Here is a 19,892-nt window from a genome sequence, read left to right as displayed (position 1 = left end):
AAACTTTCTCATTATGAAGTATAGACTTCCCACGCTAATTTTGATGATACTTCCTTTTTTATCAACCGCCCAGGAAAAAGGATTGGATGAAAGGGTAAATGACGCTTTTATGCCATTTGCCACATGGTGGGAAGGGTTTGTTCTGACTTCGATTCCCATTGGTGAATACAACATGCCCATAGTTTTGATCCTGTTGATTTTTGGTGCAACTTTTTTTACCATAGCATTCAAATTTCCCAACATCACCAAATTTCCGTTGGCCATTAATACGGTAAGGGGCAAATACGATGAGTTGGATCATCACAGTGTGGAAAAAACCGAACTTAATGTTGTTGATGGAGACCTTCCAGGTACCATTAAGGACGAAGGCAAGGATGGGGAGGTAAGTCACTTCCAAGCTTTGGCAACGGCAGTGTCAGGTACCGTAGGTCTTGGAAATATTGCAGGGGTCGCGGTTGCGATTGCCATAGGTGGGCCAGGTGCAACTTTTTGGATGATCGTTTGTGGACTGATAGGAATGTCGACCAAGTTTGTGGAATGTACGCTTGGGGTAAAGTACAGGGATGTTGGAGAGGACGGGACCGTATATGGAGGACCAATGTATTACCTATCCAAAGGACTTAAAGAAAGAGGATTTACAGGCCTTGGAAAAGTGTTGGCCGTAATATTCGCCATTCTATGTGTTGGAGCTTCCTTTGGTGGAGGTAATGCCTTTCAATCCAACCAAGCGGCGGTTCAATTGTCCACCATGCTAAATCTACAAGGTGGTGCCACAGGATTCGTAATTGGAGTGGTCTTGGCCATTTTGGTGGGTATAGTGATCATTGGTGGAATAAAGAAAATTGCCAGTGTAACGGAAAAGATAGTTCCCTTTATGGCCGGAGTATATGTATTGGCTTCCCTAGTAATTATTTTTGCCAATATCGAATACATTGGTGATGCTTTTGGGATGATTTTCGCCGGAGCGTTTAGCCCAGCAGCTGGATTAGGAGGTGTGGTCGGTGTTATCATCGTTGGATTCCAAAGAGCTGCGTTTTCCAATGAAGCAGGGGCAGGGTCGGCGGCCATCGCCCACTCGGCGGTAAAAACCAAATACCCAGCAAGTGAAGGTGTCGTTGCCCTTTTGGAACCTTTTATAGATACTGTGGTAATCTGTACCATGACCGCCTTGGTGATTATTTTCTTTAATATGGACGCAGGAGCATTCGATTATGGAAATGCAGTGAACAGTACTGTTTTGATTACAGAGACCGGAGAATATGTTGGTGGGGTTGATTTGACCTCTATGGCCTACGACTCGGTTATTCCAGGCTTCAGATATGTGCTGACCATTGCCATCATACTTTTTGCATTCTCGACCATGATTTCTTGGTCTTACTATGGATTGCAATCATGGAAGTACCTTTTCGGAAGAGGTAAAAAAGCAGATACTGCTTATAAAGTACTTTTCTTGATTTTTGTGGTTGTCGGTGCAGCCGCAACATTGGATGCAGTAATCAAGTTTTCCGATGCCATGATTCTTGCCTTGGTATTCCCGAATATGATCGGTTTGTTGTTCTTGTTCCCACGGGTTAGGGAAGAAATGGACAAATACGTTACGGACATCAAGAATTTTGTCAAGAGCAAGTAGTCTATTACTTTGAAAAAATTTAATTCCCACTTCAGATTCACTAAACAGGAACGAAGTGGGATTTTCTTTTTGTTGGGGCTGATCGTGCTGCTCCAAGGCGCTTATTATCTTCTTAAGGTATATCCGAATGACGACCCTCCAAATATTAAGGTCGATTATCTCGCTGAAGCCACTTTGGATAGTTTGAAGAGCCAAATGCCTGAGGAGACTGTTAAACTGTATCCTTTCAATCCCAACTTTATTTCAGATTATAAAGGTTATACCTTAGGAATATCGGTGGAAGAATTGGATCGTTTGTTTGCCTTTAGGCAACAGGGAAAGTTCGTTAATTCCGCATCGCAGTTCCAAGAGGTGACAAAGATCTCGGATTCCCTTCTGGAAAAGATTTCACCGTACTTTAAGTTTCCGGCATGGAAAAATAGGAATTGGGACTCGAAGGGAAGAAAACCAAGCCCAAATAAAAAATTTGAGGTAAGGGATTTGAATACAGCTACTGCCGCTGAACTAAAATCCATTCGCGGAATTGGAGATAAGCTTTCGGCCAGGATCATAAAATTTCGGGATAGATTGGGTGGATTTTTAATCGATGGACAACTGTACGATGTATATGGACTGGACCCCGGGGTTGTAGAACGCACCTTAACGCAATACAAGGTTTTGAGTCCGCCCCAGGTCAAGAAAATTAACGTAAATCGGGCAACAGCCGATTCGCTAGCGCGTTTAGTCTATATTAATTGGGATTTGGCACAAGAGATTGTGGCCCATCGGGAGGTACACGGACAATTTGGAACATGGGACGAATTGACGATGGTGAAGGGATTTCCAAAAGAAAGGATTGATAGAATTAAGCTATATTTGAGGTTAAAAAATTGAGTAGATGATTACGGATACGTTGTCCACAATGAACTTTGATTATTCGGAAACCCAACAGATGGTGGCCGAATCTGCGCGTGATTTTGCCCAACAATTTATTCAACCCCATGTATTGGAATGGGATGAGAACCAGACTTTTCCCATTGAGGTTTTTAAGAAAGCAGGAGAGCTTGGATTTATGGGAGTGTTGGTCCCAGAAGAGTTGGGTGGTTCAGGATTGGGCTATCATGAATACGTTGCCATATTGGAGGAAATCTCCAAAGTGGACCCGGCAATAGGGTTATCGGTGGCCGCACATAATTCTTTATGTACCAACCACATTCTTTCCTTCGGCAATGAGGAGCAAAAGCAACGTTGGATTCCCAAACTGGCCACGGCAGAGTGGTTGGGGGCTTGGGGTTTGACCGAGCACAATACAGGCTCTGATGCAGGTGGGATGAACACAACTGCCGTAAAAGACGGGGATCATTGGATCCTCAATGGAGCGAAAAATTTTATCACCCACGGGAAGAGTGGAGATATCGCTGTTGTGATTGCTCGTACGGGTGAAAAAGGAGATAGCCATGGAATGACGGCATTCGCCATTGAAAAAGGCACTCCTGGTTTTAGTAGTGGAAAAAAAGAAAACAAACTGGGCATGCGTGCCAGTGAAACCGCGGAACTAATATTTTCCGATTGTAGGATTCCCGATGAAAACCGGTTGGGAGAAATCGGTGATGGGTTTATCCAGTCGATGAAGGTGTTGGATGGAGGTCGAATTTCCATCGGTGCTTTGTCTTTGGGAGTTGCAAAAGGAGCTTACGAAGCAGCCCTAAAATATTCCAAGGAACGGGTGCAGTTTGGAAAACCCATTAGTCAGTTTCAGGGTATTTCCTTTAAGTTGGCTGAGGCCGCCACAGAGATTGAGGCTGCCGAATTGTTACTGCACAAGGCCTCTTTTCTTAAAAATGAGGGGAGACCAATGACCAAATTGGGTGCCATGTGTAAAATGTTTGCTTCGGAAATTTGTGTAAAAATCGCTAATGATGCGGTTCAAATCCATGGTGGCTACGGGTACACTAAAGATTTTCCAGTGGAGAAATTCTACAGGGACGCCAAGTTGTGCACTATTGGGGAAGGTACCACCGAAATTCAAAAAGTGGTAATTTCAAGAAATATCTTGAAGTAATTTTGTCCAGTTAGAATATTTGCCCGTATATTTGCACGCCCAATAACGATTGGGTCAATACTAAAAGAAGGGAGGTTGTAGCCTATGTTAATTATACCAGTAAAAGAAGGAGAAAACATCGATAGAGCTTTAAAGCGTTTCAAGCGAAAGTTTGACAAGACAGGGACCATGCGTCAATTGCGAAAAAGACAGCAGTTTACCAAGCCTTCTGTAAAGCGCAGAGCTGAAATTCAAAAAGCTCAATATATACAAGGACTTAGGGACCAAGAGGAAATCTAAGATCCATTCCAAAGTAATTACAAAATCCTGCTGCATTTCGAATGTGGCGGGATTTTTTGTTTTCTAGATTTAGGTAAATTTGAATCATGTCCGTTGAAGCATTCATATCCTATCTTCAGTTCGAAAAAAACTATTCGAAACATACGATTACGGCATATCGAAAGGACATTTTGCATTTTACTGATTTTGCTTCCAAGGAATTTGACCTTGATTCCATAGATACTATTGGTTATACAATTATTAGGAGTTGGATCGTAAGTTTGGTAGACCAGGGCATCTCTAACCGAAGTATCAACAGAAAAATATCCTCTTTGCGTGCATACTACGGATTTCTCCAAAAGACGGAACAGATTACAGTGTCCCCGCTAGCTAAGCATAAAGCCCTGAAGACCCAGAAAAAGGTGGAAGTTCCCTTTTCAGAGCAGGAGATGACCAAAATTATTCAGGAGATTCCTTATAATGATGATTTTGAGGGTGCAAGGGACAAGCTCATCATTGAATTGTTGTACACTACGGGCATACGGCGCGCAGAACTAGTCAATATAAAAATTCAGGACCTTGACCTATCCAAAGGTGTCTTTAAGGTTTTGGGCAAACGGAACAAGGAGCGGATACTGCCTATTTTACCATCCACCTCACAGATGCTAGCAGATTATTTGGATTACCGTGCCGCTTTGGAAAATATACAAGATCAAGAACATCTGTTTTTGACCAGAGGTGGACTTAAAATTTATGAAACACTTGTTTATCGCACCATAAATAAGTATTTTAGTTTAGTATCCCCTAAGGTTAAAAAGAGTCCACATATACTTAGACATACTTTTGCAACGCACTTGCTCAATAGGGGAGCTGACTTGAATTCCGTTAAGGAATTGTTGGGGCATAGTAGTTTGGCATCTACGCAAGTGTATACACACAATAGTATCGCCGAACTCAAGAAAGTTCACCTGAACGCCCATCCCAGAAACAAGAAATGATAATTTCTTGTAAAGTTTAACCATGCTACCACCATGTAGCCCTAAAAACAACATCTTTATGAAAGTAAATGCGCAATCGGTAAATTTTGTTGCGGATGCAAAGCTCATTGAATTTATTCAAAGGCGGATGGACAAATTGGAAACTTTTTATGACAAGGTCATAGGTTCCGATGTTTATTTGAAGGTTGAAAATACCAGTGCGAAAGAAAATAAGATAGTGGAGATCAAGTTGTTGGTACCAAGAGATCAGTTGATGGTGAAAAAACAATGCAAGTCCTTTGAAGAAGCCGTGGATTCGGCCTGTAATTCGTTGGAAAGGCAATTAGTTAAAAAGAAGGAAAAAATGAGGGCAAAAGCCTGATGAAAATTTTTAAAAAATTATTTTGAATAAACAAATAAATATATACATTTGCAGTCCGTTAGAAATAGCGGACTTTTTTTATGGAAAAAAGGCTGTAAAAGGCCGATATAGCTCAGCTGGCTAGAGCAGCTGATTTGTAATCAGCAGGTCGTGGGTTCGAGTCCCTCTATCGGCTCGTAAGATACTGAAAATAAGGCGGGGAGATACTCAAGCGGCCAACGAGGACAGACTGTAAATCTGTTGGTTTTCACCTTCGCAGGTTCGAATCCTGCTCTCCCCACTAAGTGTTGTTTCGAGAACAACCAAAGTGGAAAGGTTTTTTGAAATATTGAATACCATTGGATGTAAAATCCATAAACGCGGGAGTAGCTCAGTTGGTAGAGCGTCAGCCTTCCAAGCTGAATGTCGCCGGTTCGAACCCGGTCTCCCGCTCAAAAAGGATAAAGTGATTGGCCTTTTGGTAGGGTGAGAAGTTTATCCTGAGCGAAGACGAGGGAAACCCGGTCTCCCGCTCTAAATTGACATTTTTGTCTTTCCTGCGAAGGCAGGAGTCTCTTCCTTTAAAAAGGATTTTGAAGGAGTTGATTCAACACTTTACGCCGGTGTAGCTCAGGGGTAGAGCGTTTCCTTGGTAAGGAAGAGGTCACGGGTTCAAATCCCGTCATTGGCTCAAAACGATTTGTACACACTAATATAAACTAAGATTAAAATTATTTAAAAATGGCAAAGGAAACTTTTGATCGTTCCAAACCGCACTTAAATATTGGTACTATTGGACACGTGGATCATGGTAAAACCACATTGACTGCTGCTATTACTACTGTATTGGCTAATGCAGGTTTGTCAGAGCTTAGAAGCTTTGATTCTATTGATAATGCGCCTGAGGAAAAAGAAAGGGGTATTACAATTAACACTTCTCACGTAGAGTATCAAACTCAGAACCGTCACTACGCTCACGTTGACTGTCCAGGTCACGCGGATTACGTAAAGAACATGGTTACTGGTGCTGCTCAAATGGACGGTGCTATCTTGGTTGTTGCTGCAACTGATGGACCTATGCCACAAACTCGTGAGCACATCCTTCTTGGACGTCAGGTTGGTATTCCAAGAATTGTTGTTTTCTTGAACAAAGTTGACATGGTTGACGATGAGGAGCTTTTGGAACTTGTTGAGATGGAAGTAAGGGAATTGCTTTCTTTCTATGAGTATGATGGTGACAACGGACCTGTAATTTCCGGTTCTGCCCTTGGAGCACTTAACGGTGAGCAAAAATGGGTTGATACTGTTATGGAATTGATGGCTGCTGTTGATGAGTGGATCGAGCTTCCAAAAAGAGATGTTGATAAAGACTTCTTGATGCCTGTAGAAGATGTATTCACCATTACTGGTCGTGGTACTGTTGCTACTGGTCGTATCGAAACTGGTGTCGCCAATACTGGTGATGCAGTTGATATCATTGGTATGGGTGCTGAGAAATTGGCTTCTACCATTACTGGTGTTGAGATGTTCCGTAAGATTTTGGATAGAGGTGAAGCTGGTGATAACGTAGGTATCCTTTTGAGAGGTATTGAAAAATCCGATATCAAAAGAGGTATGGTAATCTGTAAGCCAGGTTCCGTTAAGCCACACGCTAAATTCAAAGCAGAGGTTTATATCCTTAAGAAAGAAGAAGGTGGTCGTCACACTCCATTCCACAACAACTACCGTCCACAGTTCTATGTTAGAACTACTGACGTAACAGGAAACATTGGTCTTCCTGATGGAGTTGAAATGGTAATGCCTGGTGATAACTTGACTATCAATGTTGATTTGATTCAACCAATCGCATTGAGTGTAGGTCTTCGTTTCGCTATCCGTGAGGGTGGTAGAACGGTAGGTGCCGGTCAGGTTACTGAGATCCTAGATTAAATCATTTTACAATAAAATATTGCACTAAAGGGTGTTCCGTTTTATGCGGAATACCTTTCAGTGTAAATATAAACGGGTGTAGCTCAGTTGGTAGAGCACTGGTCTCCAAAACCAGGTGTCGGGAGTTCGAGTCTCTCCTCCCGTGCAAAGTAGAATAGACGAAAAGTATACTGGGACGAGAAGTTTATCCTGAGTTTAGTCGAAGGAAGTCTCTCCTCCCGTGCAAAGTGGAAAAGACAAAAAAGTATGCGAGACGAGAGCATTAACCAATGGGAAATCTCTCCGAAGCCTGTGCTGAGTACAGTCGAAGCATGCTGAGAAAATACAAGAATTATGTTGACTTACATAAAGGAATCTTTTGAGGAATTAAAAAGCAATGTCACTTGGTTGGACAGGGAAAGAGCTTCTAACCTTATGGTGGTTGTGGCAGTATTTTCCATCCTATTTGCCTTGGCAACCTGGGGTGTTGATTCCCTTTTCAGCAAGTTGATTCGATTGTATTTTGATAACGTAATAGGATAATTGGGTATGTCTGAGGTTCTGGAGAAAAAGTGGTATGTAGTAAGGGCAGTCAGTGGTCAAGAGAACAAGATCAAGGGCTATATCGAAAGTGAGGTAGAGCGCAACGGTTTTGGCGATTACCTTGAAGAGGTCCTTGTTCCTACCGAAAAAGTTGTTCAGATCCGTAACGGAAAGAAAATCAACAAAGAGCGTGTTTACTTTCCGGGATATATCATGATCAAGGCCAATTTGGGAGGTGAGATGGTGCACATTATCCGTTCCATCACCAATGTAATTGGCTTTTTAGGGGAAACCAAAGGTGGTGACCCTGTGCCTTTGAGAAAATCGGAGGTGAACCGAATGCTAGGAAAAGTGGATGAGCTTGCCGTAAATACGGACAATGTTGCCATTCCATTTGTGTTGGGTGAAACGGTCAAGGTTATTGATGGTCCTTTCAACGGTTTCAACGGAACTGTTGAGAAAATCAATGAAGAAAAGCGTAAGCTGGAGGTTATGGTGAAAATTTTCGGTAGAAAAACACCATTGGAACTGAGCTATATGCAAGTAGAGAAAGTATAGATTCAAGATTAAAAGAATCAAGATGCAAGACCAGAATTTGTCTTGTCTCTTGTCTCCAAAAATCTTGTCTCTCAAAATAGAATAATAGAGCTGTTACATATATAAAGTTGTGTTGCTTCCAATTGACACACTTTCATTTTAATTAAAAACAATGGCAAAAGAAGTAGATAAGGTAGTTAAATTACAAGTTAGGGGAGGTGCTGCGAATCCATCGCCACCGGTTGGACCCGCCTTAGGTGCTGCTGGTGTTAACATTATGGAGTTCTGTAAGCAGTTTAATGCGCGTACACAGGACAAGCCAGGTAAAGTATTACCTGTTGTTATCACCGTTTACAAAGACAAATCTTTCGAGTTTGTTGTAAAAACACCACCCGCGGCAGTTCAATTGTTGGAAGCAGCTAAGATTAAAAAAGGATCTGGCGAACCTAACAGGGTTAAATCTGGTTCTGTATCATGGGATCAAGTAAAAGCGATCGCTGAAGACAAAATGGTCGATTTGAATGCTTTTACCGTAGAATCTGCAATGAGTATGGTTGCGGGTACTGCACGTTCCATGGGACTTAAAGTGGCCGGTAAGAGACCTTTTTAAAATCTTAAAGCAATTTATAATGGCAAGATTGACTAAAAAGCAAAAGGAAGCCCATTCCAAGATCGATAAGAATAAGCTTTATTCTTTGGAAGAGGCATCAGCTTTAGTAAAAGAAATAACCAACGTAAAATTTGACGCTTCCATAGACCTTGCGGTTCGTTTGGGTGTAGACCCACGAAAAGCAAACCAAATGGTGCGTGGCGTGGTTACCCTTCCCCACGGAACAGGTAAGGACGTTAAGGTTTTGGCGTTGGTGACCCCAGATAAGGAAGCAGAAGCCAAAGAGGCTGGTGCTGACTTTGTTGGGTTAGATGAATATTTGGATAAAATCAAAGGCGGTTGGACAGATGTTGATGTGATCATCACCATGCCAAGCGTTATGGGTAAACTTGGACCCCTTGGTAGAGTTTTGGGACCTAGAGGTTTAATGCCCAATCCAAAGACTGGCACAGTAACTATGGACGTGGCCAAGGCTGTTTCCGATGTGAAGGCTGGTAAGATTGACTTTAAAGTGGACAAGACTGGAATTGTACACGCAGCAATAGGAAAAGCTTCTTTTTCTGCGGACAAAATTGCAGGTAACACCAAGGAATTGTTAGATACTTTGGTAAAAATGAAGCCTGCAGCGGCAAAAGGTGTTTATATGAAGAGCATCTACTTGTCCAGTACCATGAGTCCAAGTGTTCAATTAGACCCAAAAGCAGTTTCCTAACTGGTAGTTCAATATTTTAATTATGACAAGAGAAGAAAAAGCAATCGTAATAGAAGACTTGACTGCACAGTTGGCTGATAACGCTAATATTTACTTGGCGGATATATCAGGTTTGGATGCTACAACAACTTCTAATTTAAGAAGAGCTTGTTTTAAAGCAAACATTAAACTTGCAGTCGTAAAGAACACCTTGCTTGCAAAAGCAATGGAAGCTTCTGACAAGGAGTTTGGAGAACTTCCCGAAGTATTGAAAGGGAATACCTCCATGATGTTTTCCGAAACCGGAAACGCACCTGCGAAACTTATCAAGAACTTTAGAAAAAAATCAGATAGACCCGTATTGAAGGGTGCTTTCATTGAGGAGGCAGTTTATATCGGGGATGAAAACCTTGAGGCACTTGTTAATATCAAGTCCAAAGAGGAAGTTATTGGGGATATCATCGGATTGTTGCAATCACCGGCCAAGAATGTTATTTCTGGTCTTAAATCAGGTGGTGGTAAACTGGCCGGTATCCTTAAGACTTTGTCTGAAAAAGAATAATTCGCGCACAATTAACTAAGTATATTTTAAAAATTTTATTTAAACGATAGAAAAATGGCAGATTTAAAAGATTTTGCAGAACAGTTGGTTAACCTAACAGTAAAAGAGGTAAACGAGTTGGCCGACATATTAAAAGAAGAATACGGTATTGAGCCTGCTGCTGCTGCAGTAGCTGTTGCTGGTGGTGCTGCCGCTGGTGGTGGTGAAGGTGAAGCTGCTGAGGAAAAAACAGAATTTGATGTTATCCTTAAAGCTGCCGGTGCTTCCAAATTGGCTGTTGTTAAACTTGTAAAAGAGTTGACCGGTCTTGGATTAAAAGATGCTAAGGACATCGTTGACAGCGCACCTAAAGCTGTTAAGGAGGGAATTGCCAAAGATGAGGCAGAAGGTATCAAAAAATCATTAGAAGAAGCTGGAGCAGAAGTTGAGCTTAAATAATAGCTTTTACCATACAAGTTTGGTTAAGGTCTTTCCATTTTAATGGTTAGGCCTTAGCCTCTTTTAATAAGGAGTGTATAAAGCCGTACACCGACCCGCATAGTATTCACGATCAAAACTTGTCCATTGATGTTCACAAACAATACTGAAAGAGTAAATTTCGCATCCGCTAAGAACATACCGGAATACCCGGATTTCTTGGACATTCAGATTAAATCCTTTCAAGACTTTTTCCAGCTTGAAACTAAATCTGACGAAAGAGGAAATGAAGGTCTCTACAATACCTTCATGGAAAATTTTCCAATTACTGACACTAGAAACCAGTTTGTACTCGAATTTCTAGACTACTTTATAGATCCACCAAGATATTCCATCCAAGAATGTATAGAGCGTGGTCTTACCTATAGCGTTCCTTTAAAGGCACGTCTAAAATTATACTGTACCGATCCAGAACATGAGGATTTTGAGACCATCGTACAGGATGTGTACTTGGGTACCATTCCGTACATGACCCCAAGTGGGACCTTCGTGATCAATGGAGCGGAAAGAGTTGTTGTTTCCCAGTTGCACCGTTCTCCCGGTGTGTTCTTTGGGCAATCTTTCCACGCCAACGGTACAAAGCTATATTCAGCCAGGGTAATCCCATTCAAAGGGTCTTGGATTGAATTTGCAACAGATATCAATGGGGTGATGTACGCCTATATTGATAGAAAGAAAAAATTACCCGTAACCACACTTTTCCGAGCTATCGGATTTGAAAGGGATAAGGACATTTTGGAAATCTTTGACCTTTCCGAAGAAGTAAAGGTTACCAAAACCGGATTAAAGAAGGTTTTGGGTAGAAAACTTGCTGCTAGGGTATTGAACACTTGGCACGAGGATTTCGTGGATGAAGATACCGGTGAAGTAGTTTCCATTGAGCGTAATGAGATTATCCTAGATCGTGATACCGTTCTTGAAAAAGAACATGTGGATGAGATCATCGACGCCGATGTGAAAACCATCCTACTTCACAAAGAGAACAATGCGCAGTCTGACTATGCCATTATTCACAACACCTTGCAAAAGGATCCTACCAACTCCGAAAAAGAGGCGGTAGAACATATCTACAGACAATTGCGTAATGCCGAGCCGCCAGATGAGGAAACTGCGCGTGGTATTATCGATAAATTGTTCTTCTCCGATCAGCGTTACAACCTAGGTGAGGTTGGTCGTTACCGAATGAACAAAAAATTGGGTCTTGATATTGGAATGGACAAGCAAGTCTTGACCAAGGAAGATATCATTACCATCATCAAGTACTTGATCGAGTTGATCAACTCCAAAGCGGAGATTGATGATATCGATCACTTGTCCAACCGTCGTGTTAGGACCGTAGGGGAGCAGTTGTCTTCACAATTCGGTGTTGGATTGGCGCGTATGGCACGTACCATTCGTGAGCGTATGAACGTGCGTGACAACGAGGTATTTACCCCAATTGATTTGATCAATGCGAAGACCTTGTCTTCCGTTATCAACTCGTTCTTTGGTACCAACCAGCTTTCCCAGTTTATGGATCAAACGAATCCATTGGCTGAGATTACGCACAAAAGAAGATTGTCCGCCCTTGGACCAGGGGGTCTTTCCCGTGAAAGAGCCGGTTTCGAGGTACGTGACGTTCACTATACCCACTACGGAAGACTTTGTCCAATTGAAACTCCTGAAGGACCGAACATTGGTTTGATTTCTTCCCTTTCCGTATTCGCCAAGGTAAACCCAATGGGCTTCTTGGAAACTCCATACCGCAAGGTTGCCAATGGCGTAGTGGATACAAAGGAGTATGTGTACCTAAGTGCTGAGGAAGAAGAAGGAATGAAGATTTCCCAGGCAAACATTCCAATGGATGCCAAAGGAAAGATTGAGGACGATAAAGTAATTGCCCGTGAAGAAGGTGATTTCCCAGTAGTTGATCCTTCAGAGGTTAACTATACGGATGTTGCACCAAACCAGATTGCTTCCATTTCGGCATCCTTGATTCCATTCTTGGAGCATGATGATGCGAACCGTGCCTTGATGGGATCAAACATGATGCGTCAGGCTGTTCCGTTGTTAAGACCTCAATCCCCGATTGTAGGTACTGGTTTGGAAAGACAGGTAGCAACCGATTCCAGGGTATTGATCAATGCAGAAGGTGATGGGGTTGTGGAATATGTGGATGCTCAGCAGATCACTATCAAATACACCAGAACAGACGAAGAGCGCTTGGTAAGCTTCGAGGAAGATTCCAAGACCTACGATTTGGTGAAATTTAGAAAAACCAACCAAGGTACCAGTATCAACCTTAAACCTATTGTTAGAAAAGGCGATAAGGTGAAAAAAGGTCAGGTACTTTGTGAAGGATACGCTACCGAAAAAGGTGAATTGGCCTTGGGTAGAAACATGAAAGTAGCCTTCATGCCGTGGAAAGGATACAACTTTGAGGATGCGATCGTAATCTCTGAAAAAGTGGTGCGTGAAGATATCTTTACCTCCATCCATATTGACGAGTACGCCCTTGAAGTTAGGGATACCAAATTGGGTGCTGAGGAATTGACCAACGATATTCCAAACGTATCTGAAGAAGCGACCAAGGATTTGGACGAGTACGGTATGATCCGTATTGGTGCTGAAGTTAAGCCTGGTGATATCCTAATTGGTAAGATTACTCCAAAAGGAGAATCCGATCCAACTCCGGAAGAGAAATTGTTACGTGCCATCTTTGGTGATAAAGCGGGTGATGTAAAAGATGCTTCCTTGAAAGCTTCTCCTTCTTTGAGAGGGGTGGTGATCGACAAGAAGTTGTTCTCCCGTTCCATCAAGGATAAGCGTAAGCGTTCCGAGGACAAAGAGGCTATTTCCAGATTGGAAATGGACTACGAAGTGAAATTCCAGCAGTTGAAAGATGTTTTGATCGAAAAACTCTTTGGATTGATCAATGGTAAGACTTCACAAGGAGTGATCAACGATTTGGGTGAAGAAGTACTTCCAAAAGGAAAGAAATACACCATCAAAATGTTGAACGCTGTTGACGATTTTGCACACTTGGTTGGCGGTAGCTGGACAACAGATGATAAAACCAATGCTTTGGTGGCCGATTTGTTGCACAACTACAAGATCAAGCTGAACGATATTCAAGGTAACCTAAGAAGGGACAAGTTTACCATCTCAGTTGGGGATGAGCTTCCTGCAGGTATCATGAAGTTGGCCAAGGTGTATATTGCCAAAAAGCGTAAGCTTAAAGTTGGTGATAAAATGGCCGGTCGTCACGGTAACAAAGGTATTGTTGCCCGTATCGTTCGTCAAGAAGATATGCCTTTCTTGGAAGATGGAACTCCTGTGGACATTGTATTGAATCCACTTGGGGTACCTTCAAGGATGAACATTGGACAGATCTACGAAACCGTATTGGGTTGGGCAGGTCTTAAATTGGGCAGAAAATATGGAACCCCAATTTTTGATGGTGCTACTTTGGAACAGATCAATGAGCTTACCGATGAGGCAGGCGTACCAAGATTTGGACATACCCACTTGTATGATGGTGGAACAGGGAAACGTTTCGACCAAGCAGCAACTGTGGGTGTAATCTACATGTTGAAACTAGGACACATGGTAGACGATAAGATGCACGCCAGATCTATTGGACCATACTCCTTGATCACGCAACAGCCGTTGGGTGGTAAGGCACAGTTTGGTGGTCAGCGTTTTGGTGAGATGGAGGTTTGGGCATTGGAGGCCTATGGAGCTTCATCGACCTTACGTGAAATCCTGACCGTGAAGTCGGACGACGTTATCGGAAGGGCCAAGACCTATGAGTCCATTGTAAAAGGTGAGACCATGCCAGAACCTGGATTGCCAGAATCTTTCAATGTATTGATGCACGAGCTTAAAGGATTGGGCTTGGATATCCGTTTGGAAGAGTAGTTAAGTTTATAAAGCATTTTTAATCATATCATCTCCATAGTATTATGGCTAGAATAAAAGATAATAACGCACCAAAAAGGTTTGACAAAATTTCCATCGGATTGGCCTCTCCGGAGTCTATCTTGGCCGAGTCCCGTGGCGAGGTGTTAAAGCCTGAAACCATTAACTACAGAACGCACAAGCCCGAGCGTGACGGATTGTTCTGTGAGCGTATCTTCGGTCCTGTGAAGGATTATGAGTGTGCCTGTGGTAAGTACAAGCGTATCCGTTACCGTGGTATTGTTTGTGATCGTTGTGGTGTGGAGGTTACGGAGAAAAAAGTACGTAGAGACCGTGTGGGGCACATCAACTTGGTGGTTCCTGTAGCGCACATCTGGTATTTCCGTTCCCTTCCAAACAAAATAGGTTACCTCTTGGGATTGCCTTCCAAGAAATTGGATATGATCATCTATTACGAAAGGTATGTGGTGATCCAACCAGGTTTGGCCAAAGGTCCAGAAGGTGAGGAAATCAACAAAATGGATTTCTTGACCGAAGAGGAGTACTTGAACATCTTGGAAGAGCTACCGGCTGAAAACCAATATTTGGAAGATTCCGATCCAAATAAGTTCGTAGCCAAAATGGGTGCGGAATGTTTAATCGATTTGTTGTCTCGTATCGATTTGGAGGAATTGTCCTATCAATTGAGACACAAGGCAAACACGGAGACTTCCAAGCAGCGTAAGACTGAGGCCCTTAAGAGACTTCAAGTTGTTGAGGCCTTGCGTGAATCTCAAGATAATCGTGAAAACAGACCGGAGTGGATGATCATGAAGGTGGTTCCTGTAATTCCACCAGAATTACGCCCATTGGTACCATTGGATGGTGGACGTTTTGCCACTTCCGATTTGAACGATTTGTACCGTAGGGTTATCATCCGTAACAACCGTTTGAAGCGTTTGATGGAAATCAAGGCACCAGAGGTGATCTTGAGGAACGAAAAGCGTATGCTTCAAGAAGCTGTGGATTCCTTGTTCGATAATACAAGAAAAGCCTCCGCGGTAAAAACAGAATCAAACAGACCCTTAAAATCCCTTTCGGATTCCTTGAAAGGAAAACAAGGTCGTTTCCGTCAGAACTTGCTCGGTAAACGTGTGGATTACTCTGCCCGTTCCGTAATTGTTGTTGGACCGGAAATGAAATTGTACGAATGTGGTCTGCCAAAAGATATGGCTGCTGAGCTGTACAAACCTTTTGTTATCAGAAAACTGATTGAAAGAGGAATAGTAAAGACGGTAAAATCAGCCAAGAAAATCATAGACAAGAAAGAGCCTGTGGTTTGGGATATCCTGGAAAATGTTCTTAAAGGACATCCAGTACTATTAAACCGGGCCCCCACGCTTCACAGATTGGGTATCCAAGCCTTCCAACCTAAGTTGATAGAAGGTAAGGCGATTCGTTTGCACCCATTGGCTTGTACCGCATTTAACGCGGATTTCGATGGGGATCAGATGGCAGTTCACTTGCCTTTGGGTCCAGAGGCAATATTGGAAGCGCAATTGTTGATGTTGGCCTCCCAAAACATCTTGAACCCTGCGAATGGTTCTCCGATTACGGTACCATCCCAGGATATGGTTTTGGGTCTGTATTATATGACCAAGGAGAAGAAATCAACTAAAAAAGAACCTGTTAAAGGTGAAGGCTTGACCTTTTATTCCGCAGAAGAAGTTGAAATTGCCTTCAACGAAGGAAAAGTAGAACTGAATGCCGGCATCAAGGTTAGGGCCAAGGACTTTAACGAAGAAGGTGAGCTTGTTAACCAAATTATAGAGACTACTTGTGGGCGTGTATTGTTCAACAGCGTGGTACCAGAGCAAGCAGGATATATTAACACGGTATTGAACAAGAAATCCCTAAGGAATATTATCGGGGATATTCTTGCCGTGACCGATGTTCCTACAACTGCTGAGTTCTTGGATAAGATCAAGACCATGGGATACGAATTCGCCTTTAAAGGAGGTTTGTCCTTCAGTTTGGGTGATATCATTATTCCACCGGAGAAACACGATATGATCAACGATGCCAACGAGCAGGTTGATGGTATTATGATGAACTATAACATGGGTCTGATCACCAATAACGAGCGTTACAACCAGGTTATTGATGTTTGGACATCTACCAATGCCATGTTGACGGAATTGGCCATGAAGCGAATTCGTGAAGACAAGCAAGGATTCAACTCTGTGTATATGATGTTGGATTCTGGGGCAAGGGGTTCCAAAGAGCAGATTCGCCAGTTGACCGGTATGCGTGGTTTGATGGCCAAGCCGAAAAAATCGACAGCCGGTGGTGGTGAGATTATCGAAAACCCGATTCTTTCCAACTTTAAGGAGGGACTTTCGATTTTGGAATACTTTATCTCTACCCACGGTGCGCGTAAAGGTCTAGCGGATACCGCATTGAAAACTGCGGATGCTGGTTACCTGACCCGTCGTTTGGTGGATGTGTCCCAGGATGTGATCATCAATATCGATGACTGTGGTACTCTTAGAGGAATTGAGGTACAGGCATTGAAGAAAAATGAAGAAGTAGTGGAAACCTTGGGAGAAAGAATCCTAGGAAGGGTTTCCTTACACGATGTATACAACCCATTGAACGAGGAGTTGTTGTTGGCAGCAGGCCAGCAAATCTCTGAGGCCGATGTGAAAAAGGTAAATGCGGCACCTATCGAGAAGATAGAAGTGCGTTCTGCATTGACCTGTGAGGCTCCAAAAGGTATATGTGCCAAGTGTTACGGTCGAAACCTAGCTACCAATAAAATGGTACAGCGTGGTGAGGCCGTTGGTGTGGTTGCAGCACAGTCCATTGGTGAACCTGGAACACAGTTGACCTTGCGTACCTTCCACGTGGGTGGTATTGCAGGTAACATTTCCGAGGATAACAAATTGGAAGCCAAGTTTGAAGGTGTTGCGGAAATCGAGGATTTGAGAACTGTGGTTGGTGAGAACAGCGAAGGCGAAAAAGCCAATATCGTAATCTCCAGAACTTCAGAGATCAAGGTTGTTGATTCCAATACCGGAATTACTTTGAGTACCAACAACATTCCTTACGGTTCCCAATTGTTTGTGAAGAATGGTGCCAAGATCAAGCCAGGTACGGTGATTTGTCAATGGGATCCATATAACGGGGTTATTGTTTCCGAATTCACAGGGCAGATTGCCTACGAGAATATAGAACAAGGGGTTACCTATCAAGTGGAAATCGACGAACAGACCGGTTTCCAGGAAAAGGTAATTTCTGAATCTAGAAATAAGAAGTTGATCCCAACCTTGTTGATCAAGGACGGAAAAGGTGAGACCTTGCGTTCGTACAACTTGCCAGTAGGTTCCCACTTGATGGTAGACGATGGTGAGAAGATCAAGGAAGGTAAGATTTTGGTTAAGATTCCTCGAAAGTCTGCTAAAGCAGGGGATATTACAGGTGGTCTTCCAAGGGTAACCGAGCTTTTCGAAGCGCGTAACCCTTCTAACCCAGCTGTAGTTTCTGAGATTGATGGTGTGGTTTCCTTCGGAAAGATCAAGCGTGGTAACCGTGAGATTATTATCGAAGCGAAGTCAGGTGAGATCAAGAAATACTTGGTGAAACTGTCCAACCAGATTTTGGTCCAGGAGAACGATTACGTTCGCGCTGGAATGCCATTATCCGATGGTTCTATTACTCCAGAAGATATCTTGGCGATCAAAGGTCCATCTGCGGTACAGCAATACTTGGTGAACGAAGTTCAGGAAGTATACCGTCTCCAAGGTGTAAAGATCAACGATAAGCACTTTGAGGTTGTGGTACGTCAGATGATGCGTAAAGTTCGTATCGAGGATTCTGGAGACACTACCTTCTTGGAGAACCAGTTGGTTCACAAGGATGACTTTATCCGTGAGAATGATGAGATTTTCGGTCAGAAAGTGGTTGAAGATGCAGGAGATTCTGAGAACTTGAAGCCAGGACAGATTATTTCTGCACGTGCATTGAGGGATGAAAACTCCATCTTGCGTAGAGAAGATAAGACTTTGGTAAGTGCCAGGGATGCGGTTGCTGCAACAGCTACCCCAATACTACAAGGTATTACAAGAGCTTCCTTGCAGACCAAGTCCTTTATCTCTGCAGCTTCCTTCCAGGAAACTACCAAGGTATTGAACGAGGCTGCGGTAAGTGGTAAAGTGGATACTTTGGAAGGATTGAAGGAAAATGTCATTGTTGGACATAAGATTCCTGCCGGCACCGGTATGCGGGATTACGATAGCATCATTGTTGGCTCGAAAGAGGAATATGATGAGATCATGGCCCGAAAAGAGGAATTCAAATTCTAATACACAAACCCTGACAGCAATGTCAGGGTTTTCTTTTTACCCTGAATTTAGTTCGGGGTCTCATAATGAAAATGTTAAATTTGAGATTCTTGATGGACACCGAGCGGAGTCGAAGTGTCCATCAAGAATGACGACTAAAAATCAGTAGAAGTTCAAAAAAGCATAAAATGGCTGAAAACGACAAGAACCAAAAGCAAATCAATATAGAATTGGATGAAAAAACAGCAGAGGGGATATATTCCAATCTCGCTATTATTAACCATTCTGTTTCAGAATTTGTTGTGGACTTTATCAGCATGATGCCCGGCGCACCCAAGGCCAAGGTCAAGAGCAGGATAGTGTTGACACCGCAACATGCCAAAAAATTCCTGAAGGCACTTAATGATAATGTGGCCCGGTTTGAAAAGGCCCATGGCACGATCAAGGATTACGAACAACCTCCCATTCCGTTGAACTTCGGACCTACGGGAGAAGCCTAAAAAAAAGCCTGACATTAATGTCAGGTTTTTTTTATCTATATGTTTGGCGGTTCAACTCAACCAGCCTTTTTGAATCCCATTTTTAGCAAACCAAATCTGGAAAATTCCGATTACGACTACAATTATTGGCATGGTGTAGGCCTCGCTACCAAAAGCCTCCGGAGCATTTTGGATGAACAACCAATTGATGAATTGGGCAACCGCTGCTACCAAGGACACAACGAATAGAGGTTTTGCCCATTTTTTTCTCAATAACAGCCCGATGGCGGCAATGGTTCCGCCAAATACGGCTATGGCAAATGCCGCAGTGGCCCATGCCGGAAAGGCTTCAAATAATTCTCGCTGTGCCTGGGTCATGGCTTCCAACATTTCAACTTGGTTAAACTTGGTATTTAGATAACTATAAACACCAGAAAGGTTCCATAATAAAAGGAGGACGCTTACCACCCAGAACCAAATTGGTGGCTTGTTTGAATTAGTCATAAGAGTTGTTTTTTGTGGTTACAGCCAATAAAGTACAAAAAATCTTAAAAAGTGCTTTTTGCAACTCCTTGAAAATCGGACTAATAGACTTT

Annotated in this window: 17 protein-coding genes and 5 tRNA genes; 21 read left to right on the top strand and 1 reads right to left on the bottom strand. The window is 42.8% G+C overall.

Translation table 11 applies throughout. From position 1 onward, the window contains the following. Positions 1-13 precede the first annotated feature (13 nt). The 21 genes from M3P07_RS15935 (at position 14) to M3P07_RS15835 (ending at position 19,317) form a co-directional block, all read left to right on the top strand. A complete protein-coding gene (locus M3P07_RS15935) occupies positions 14-1,630 on the top strand; it encodes an alanine/glycine:cation symporter family protein (RefSeq protein WP_249970916.1) in 1,617 nt (538 codons plus the stop codon). A 9-nt stretch (positions 1,631-1,639) separates the two neighbouring features. Next, positions 1,640-2,503, top strand: a complete 864-nt coding sequence (locus M3P07_RS15930; protein WP_249970915.1) for a ComEA family DNA-binding protein — start codon at positions 1,640-1,642, stop codon at positions 2,501-2,503. A gap of 28 nt (positions 2,504-2,531) precedes the next feature. Then, positions 2,532-3,671, top strand: a complete 1,140-nt coding sequence (locus M3P07_RS15925; RefSeq protein ID WP_249970983.1) for an acyl-CoA dehydrogenase family protein — start codon at positions 2,532-2,534, stop codon at positions 3,669-3,671. Positions 3,672-3,755: 84 nt separating this feature from the next. Beyond that, positions 3,756-3,950 carry a 30S ribosomal protein S21 gene (rpsU, locus tag M3P07_RS15920; protein WP_073181465.1) on the top strand — a complete coding sequence of 65 codons (195 nt, stop codon included), beginning with the start codon at positions 3,756-3,758 and terminating at the stop codon, positions 3,948-3,950. Positions 3,951-4,036: 86 nt separating this feature from the next. After that, entirely contained in the window at positions 4,037-4,927 is an 891-nt protein-coding gene (locus M3P07_RS15915; protein WP_249970914.1) for a tyrosine-type recombinase/integrase, read from the top strand. A 58-nt stretch (positions 4,928-4,985) separates the two neighbouring features. After that, positions 4,986-5,288 (top strand): ribosome hibernation-promoting factor, HPF/YfiA family, encoded by a 303-nt coding sequence (gene hpf / locus M3P07_RS15910; protein ID WP_249970913.1) that lies wholly within the window; start codon positions 4,986-4,988, stop codon positions 5,286-5,288. Positions 5,289-5,389: 101 nt separating this feature from the next. Next, positions 5,390-5,463: transfer RNA gene (locus tag M3P07_RS15905), tRNA-Thr, on the top strand. A 22-nt stretch (positions 5,464-5,485) separates the two neighbouring features. After that, a tRNA-Tyr gene (locus M3P07_RS15900) sits at positions 5,486-5,568 on the top strand. Between the two features lie 79 nt (positions 5,569-5,647). Further along, positions 5,648-5,720: transfer RNA gene (locus M3P07_RS15895), tRNA-Gly, on the top strand. 166 nt (positions 5,721-5,886) lie between these two features. Then, positions 5,887-5,958: transfer RNA gene (locus M3P07_RS15890), tRNA-Thr, on the top strand. 50 nt (positions 5,959-6,008) lie between these two features. Further along, positions 6,009-7,196 (top strand): elongation factor Tu, encoded by a 1,188-nt coding sequence (gene tuf / locus M3P07_RS15885; protein ID WP_073181471.1) that lies wholly within the window; start codon positions 6,009-6,011, stop codon positions 7,194-7,196. 72 nt (positions 7,197-7,268) lie between these two features. After that, positions 7,269-7,341: transfer RNA gene (locus tag M3P07_RS15880), tRNA-Trp, on the top strand. A gap of 188 nt (positions 7,342-7,529) precedes the next feature. Then, positions 7,530-7,718, top strand: a complete 189-nt coding sequence (secE, locus tag M3P07_RS15875) for a preprotein translocase subunit SecE (RefSeq protein WP_249970912.1) — start codon at positions 7,530-7,532, stop codon at positions 7,716-7,718. Between the two features lie 6 nt (positions 7,719-7,724). After that, positions 7,725-8,276, top strand: coding sequence for a transcription termination/antitermination protein NusG (gene nusG / locus M3P07_RS15870; protein ID WP_249970911.1), 552 nt, complete (start codon positions 7,725-7,727; stop codon positions 8,274-8,276). 151 nt (positions 8,277-8,427) lie between these two features. Then, complete coding sequence (rplK, locus tag M3P07_RS15865) at positions 8,428-8,865, top strand: 50S ribosomal protein L11 (RefSeq protein ID WP_073181477.1); 438 nt, start codon at positions 8,428-8,430, stop codon at positions 8,863-8,865. Between the two features lie 19 nt (positions 8,866-8,884). Beyond that, the gene (gene rplA / locus M3P07_RS15860) at positions 8,885-9,577 is read left to right on the top strand and encodes a 50S ribosomal protein L1 (protein ID WP_249970910.1); all 693 of its coding nucleotides are present in this window, start codon (positions 8,885-8,887) and stop codon (positions 9,575-9,577) included. Positions 9,578-9,599: 22 nt separating this feature from the next. Next, on the top strand, positions 9,600-10,118 hold the full coding sequence (gene rplJ / locus M3P07_RS15855) for a 50S ribosomal protein L10 (RefSeq protein ID WP_249970909.1): 519 nt from the start codon (positions 9,600-9,602) through the stop codon (positions 10,116-10,118). A gap of 54 nt (positions 10,119-10,172) precedes the next feature. After that, positions 10,173-10,556 carry a 50S ribosomal protein L7/L12 gene (gene rplL, locus M3P07_RS15850; protein ID WP_249970908.1) on the top strand — a complete coding sequence of 128 codons (384 nt, stop codon included), beginning with the start codon at positions 10,173-10,175 and terminating at the stop codon, positions 10,554-10,556. 129 nt (positions 10,557-10,685) lie between these two features. After that, the gene (rpoB, locus tag M3P07_RS15845; protein WP_249970907.1) at positions 10,686-14,495 is read left to right on the top strand and encodes a DNA-directed RNA polymerase subunit beta; all 3,810 of its coding nucleotides are present in this window, start codon (positions 10,686-10,688) and stop codon (positions 14,493-14,495) included. A 44-nt stretch (positions 14,496-14,539) separates the two neighbouring features. Then, on the top strand, positions 14,540-18,838 hold the full coding sequence (gene rpoC / locus M3P07_RS15840; RefSeq protein ID WP_249970906.1) for a DNA-directed RNA polymerase subunit beta': 4,299 nt from the start codon (positions 14,540-14,542) through the stop codon (positions 18,836-18,838). Positions 18,839-19,005: 167 nt separating this feature from the next. Beyond that, entirely contained in the window at positions 19,006-19,317 is a 312-nt protein-coding gene (locus M3P07_RS15835) for a DUF3467 domain-containing protein (protein WP_249970905.1), read from the top strand. Positions 19,318-19,368: 51 nt separating this feature from the next. On the opposite strand, the gene M3P07_RS15830 is transcribed toward M3P07_RS15835, so the two are convergent. Next, the gene (locus M3P07_RS15830) at positions 19,369-19,800 is read right to left on the bottom strand and encodes a hypothetical protein (RefSeq protein WP_249970904.1); all 432 of its coding nucleotides are present in this window, start codon (positions 19,798-19,800) and stop codon (positions 19,369-19,371) included. Positions 19,801-19,892 lie beyond the last annotated feature (92 nt).

Origin of the sequence: Flagellimonas myxillae, assembly GCF_023502235.1 — a bacterium.
In the GTDB taxonomy this organism is placed as follows: domain Bacteria; phylum Bacteroidota; class Bacteroidia; order Flavobacteriales; family Flavobacteriaceae; genus Flagellimonas; species Flagellimonas myxillae.
The sequence above is the reverse complement of the archived record's forward strand: the minus strand, read 5'-3'. Positions and strand labels throughout refer to the sequence as shown.

What these genes read in the sequence shown, in the direction of transcription:
- rpsU (WP_073181465.1), top strand. Translation starts at nt 3,756, where the DNA reads ATGTTAATTATACCAGTAAAAGAAGGAGAAAACATCGATAGAGCTTTA.
- M3P07_RS15830 (WP_249970904.1), bottom strand. Translation starts at nt 19,800, where the DNA reads ATGACTAATTCAAACAAGCCACCAATTTGGTTCTGGGTGGTAAGCGTC.
- rpoC (WP_249970906.1), top strand. Translation starts at nt 14,540, where the DNA reads ATGGCTAGAATAAAAGATAATAACGCACCAAAAAGGTTTGACAAAATT.
- rplL (WP_249970908.1), top strand. Translation starts at nt 10,173, where the DNA reads ATGGCAGATTTAAAAGATTTTGCAGAACAGTTGGTTAACCTAACAGTA.
- M3P07_RS15915 (WP_249970914.1), top strand. Translation starts at nt 4,037, where the DNA reads ATGTCCGTTGAAGCATTCATATCCTATCTTCAGTTCGAAAAAAACTAT.
- secE (WP_249970912.1), top strand. Translation starts at nt 7,530, where the DNA reads ATGTTGACTTACATAAAGGAATCTTTTGAGGAATTAAAAAGCAATGTC.
- rplA (WP_249970910.1), top strand. Translation starts at nt 8,885, where the DNA reads ATGGCAAGATTGACTAAAAAGCAAAAGGAAGCCCATTCCAAGATCGAT.
- hpf (WP_249970913.1), top strand. Translation starts at nt 4,986, where the DNA reads ATGAAAGTAAATGCGCAATCGGTAAATTTTGTTGCGGATGCAAAGCTC.
- M3P07_RS15935 (WP_249970916.1), top strand. Translation starts at nt 14, where the DNA reads ATGAAGTATAGACTTCCCACGCTAATTTTGATGATACTTCCTTTTTTA.
- rplJ (WP_249970909.1), top strand. Translation starts at nt 9,600, where the DNA reads ATGACAAGAGAAGAAAAAGCAATCGTAATAGAAGACTTGACTGCACAG.
- tuf (WP_073181471.1), top strand. Translation starts at nt 6,009, where the DNA reads ATGGCAAAGGAAACTTTTGATCGTTCCAAACCGCACTTAAATATTGGT.
- rpoB (WP_249970907.1), top strand. Translation starts at nt 10,686, where the DNA reads ATGTTCACAAACAATACTGAAAGAGTAAATTTCGCATCCGCTAAGAAC.
- M3P07_RS15925 (WP_249970983.1), top strand. Translation starts at nt 2,532, where the DNA reads ATGAACTTTGATTATTCGGAAACCCAACAGATGGTGGCCGAATCTGCG.
- rplK (WP_073181477.1), top strand. Translation starts at nt 8,428, where the DNA reads ATGGCAAAAGAAGTAGATAAGGTAGTTAAATTACAAGTTAGGGGAGGT.
- M3P07_RS15835 (WP_249970905.1), top strand. Translation starts at nt 19,006, where the DNA reads ATGGCTGAAAACGACAAGAACCAAAAGCAAATCAATATAGAATTGGAT.
- nusG (WP_249970911.1), top strand. Translation starts at nt 7,725, where the DNA reads ATGTCTGAGGTTCTGGAGAAAAAGTGGTATGTAGTAAGGGCAGTCAGT.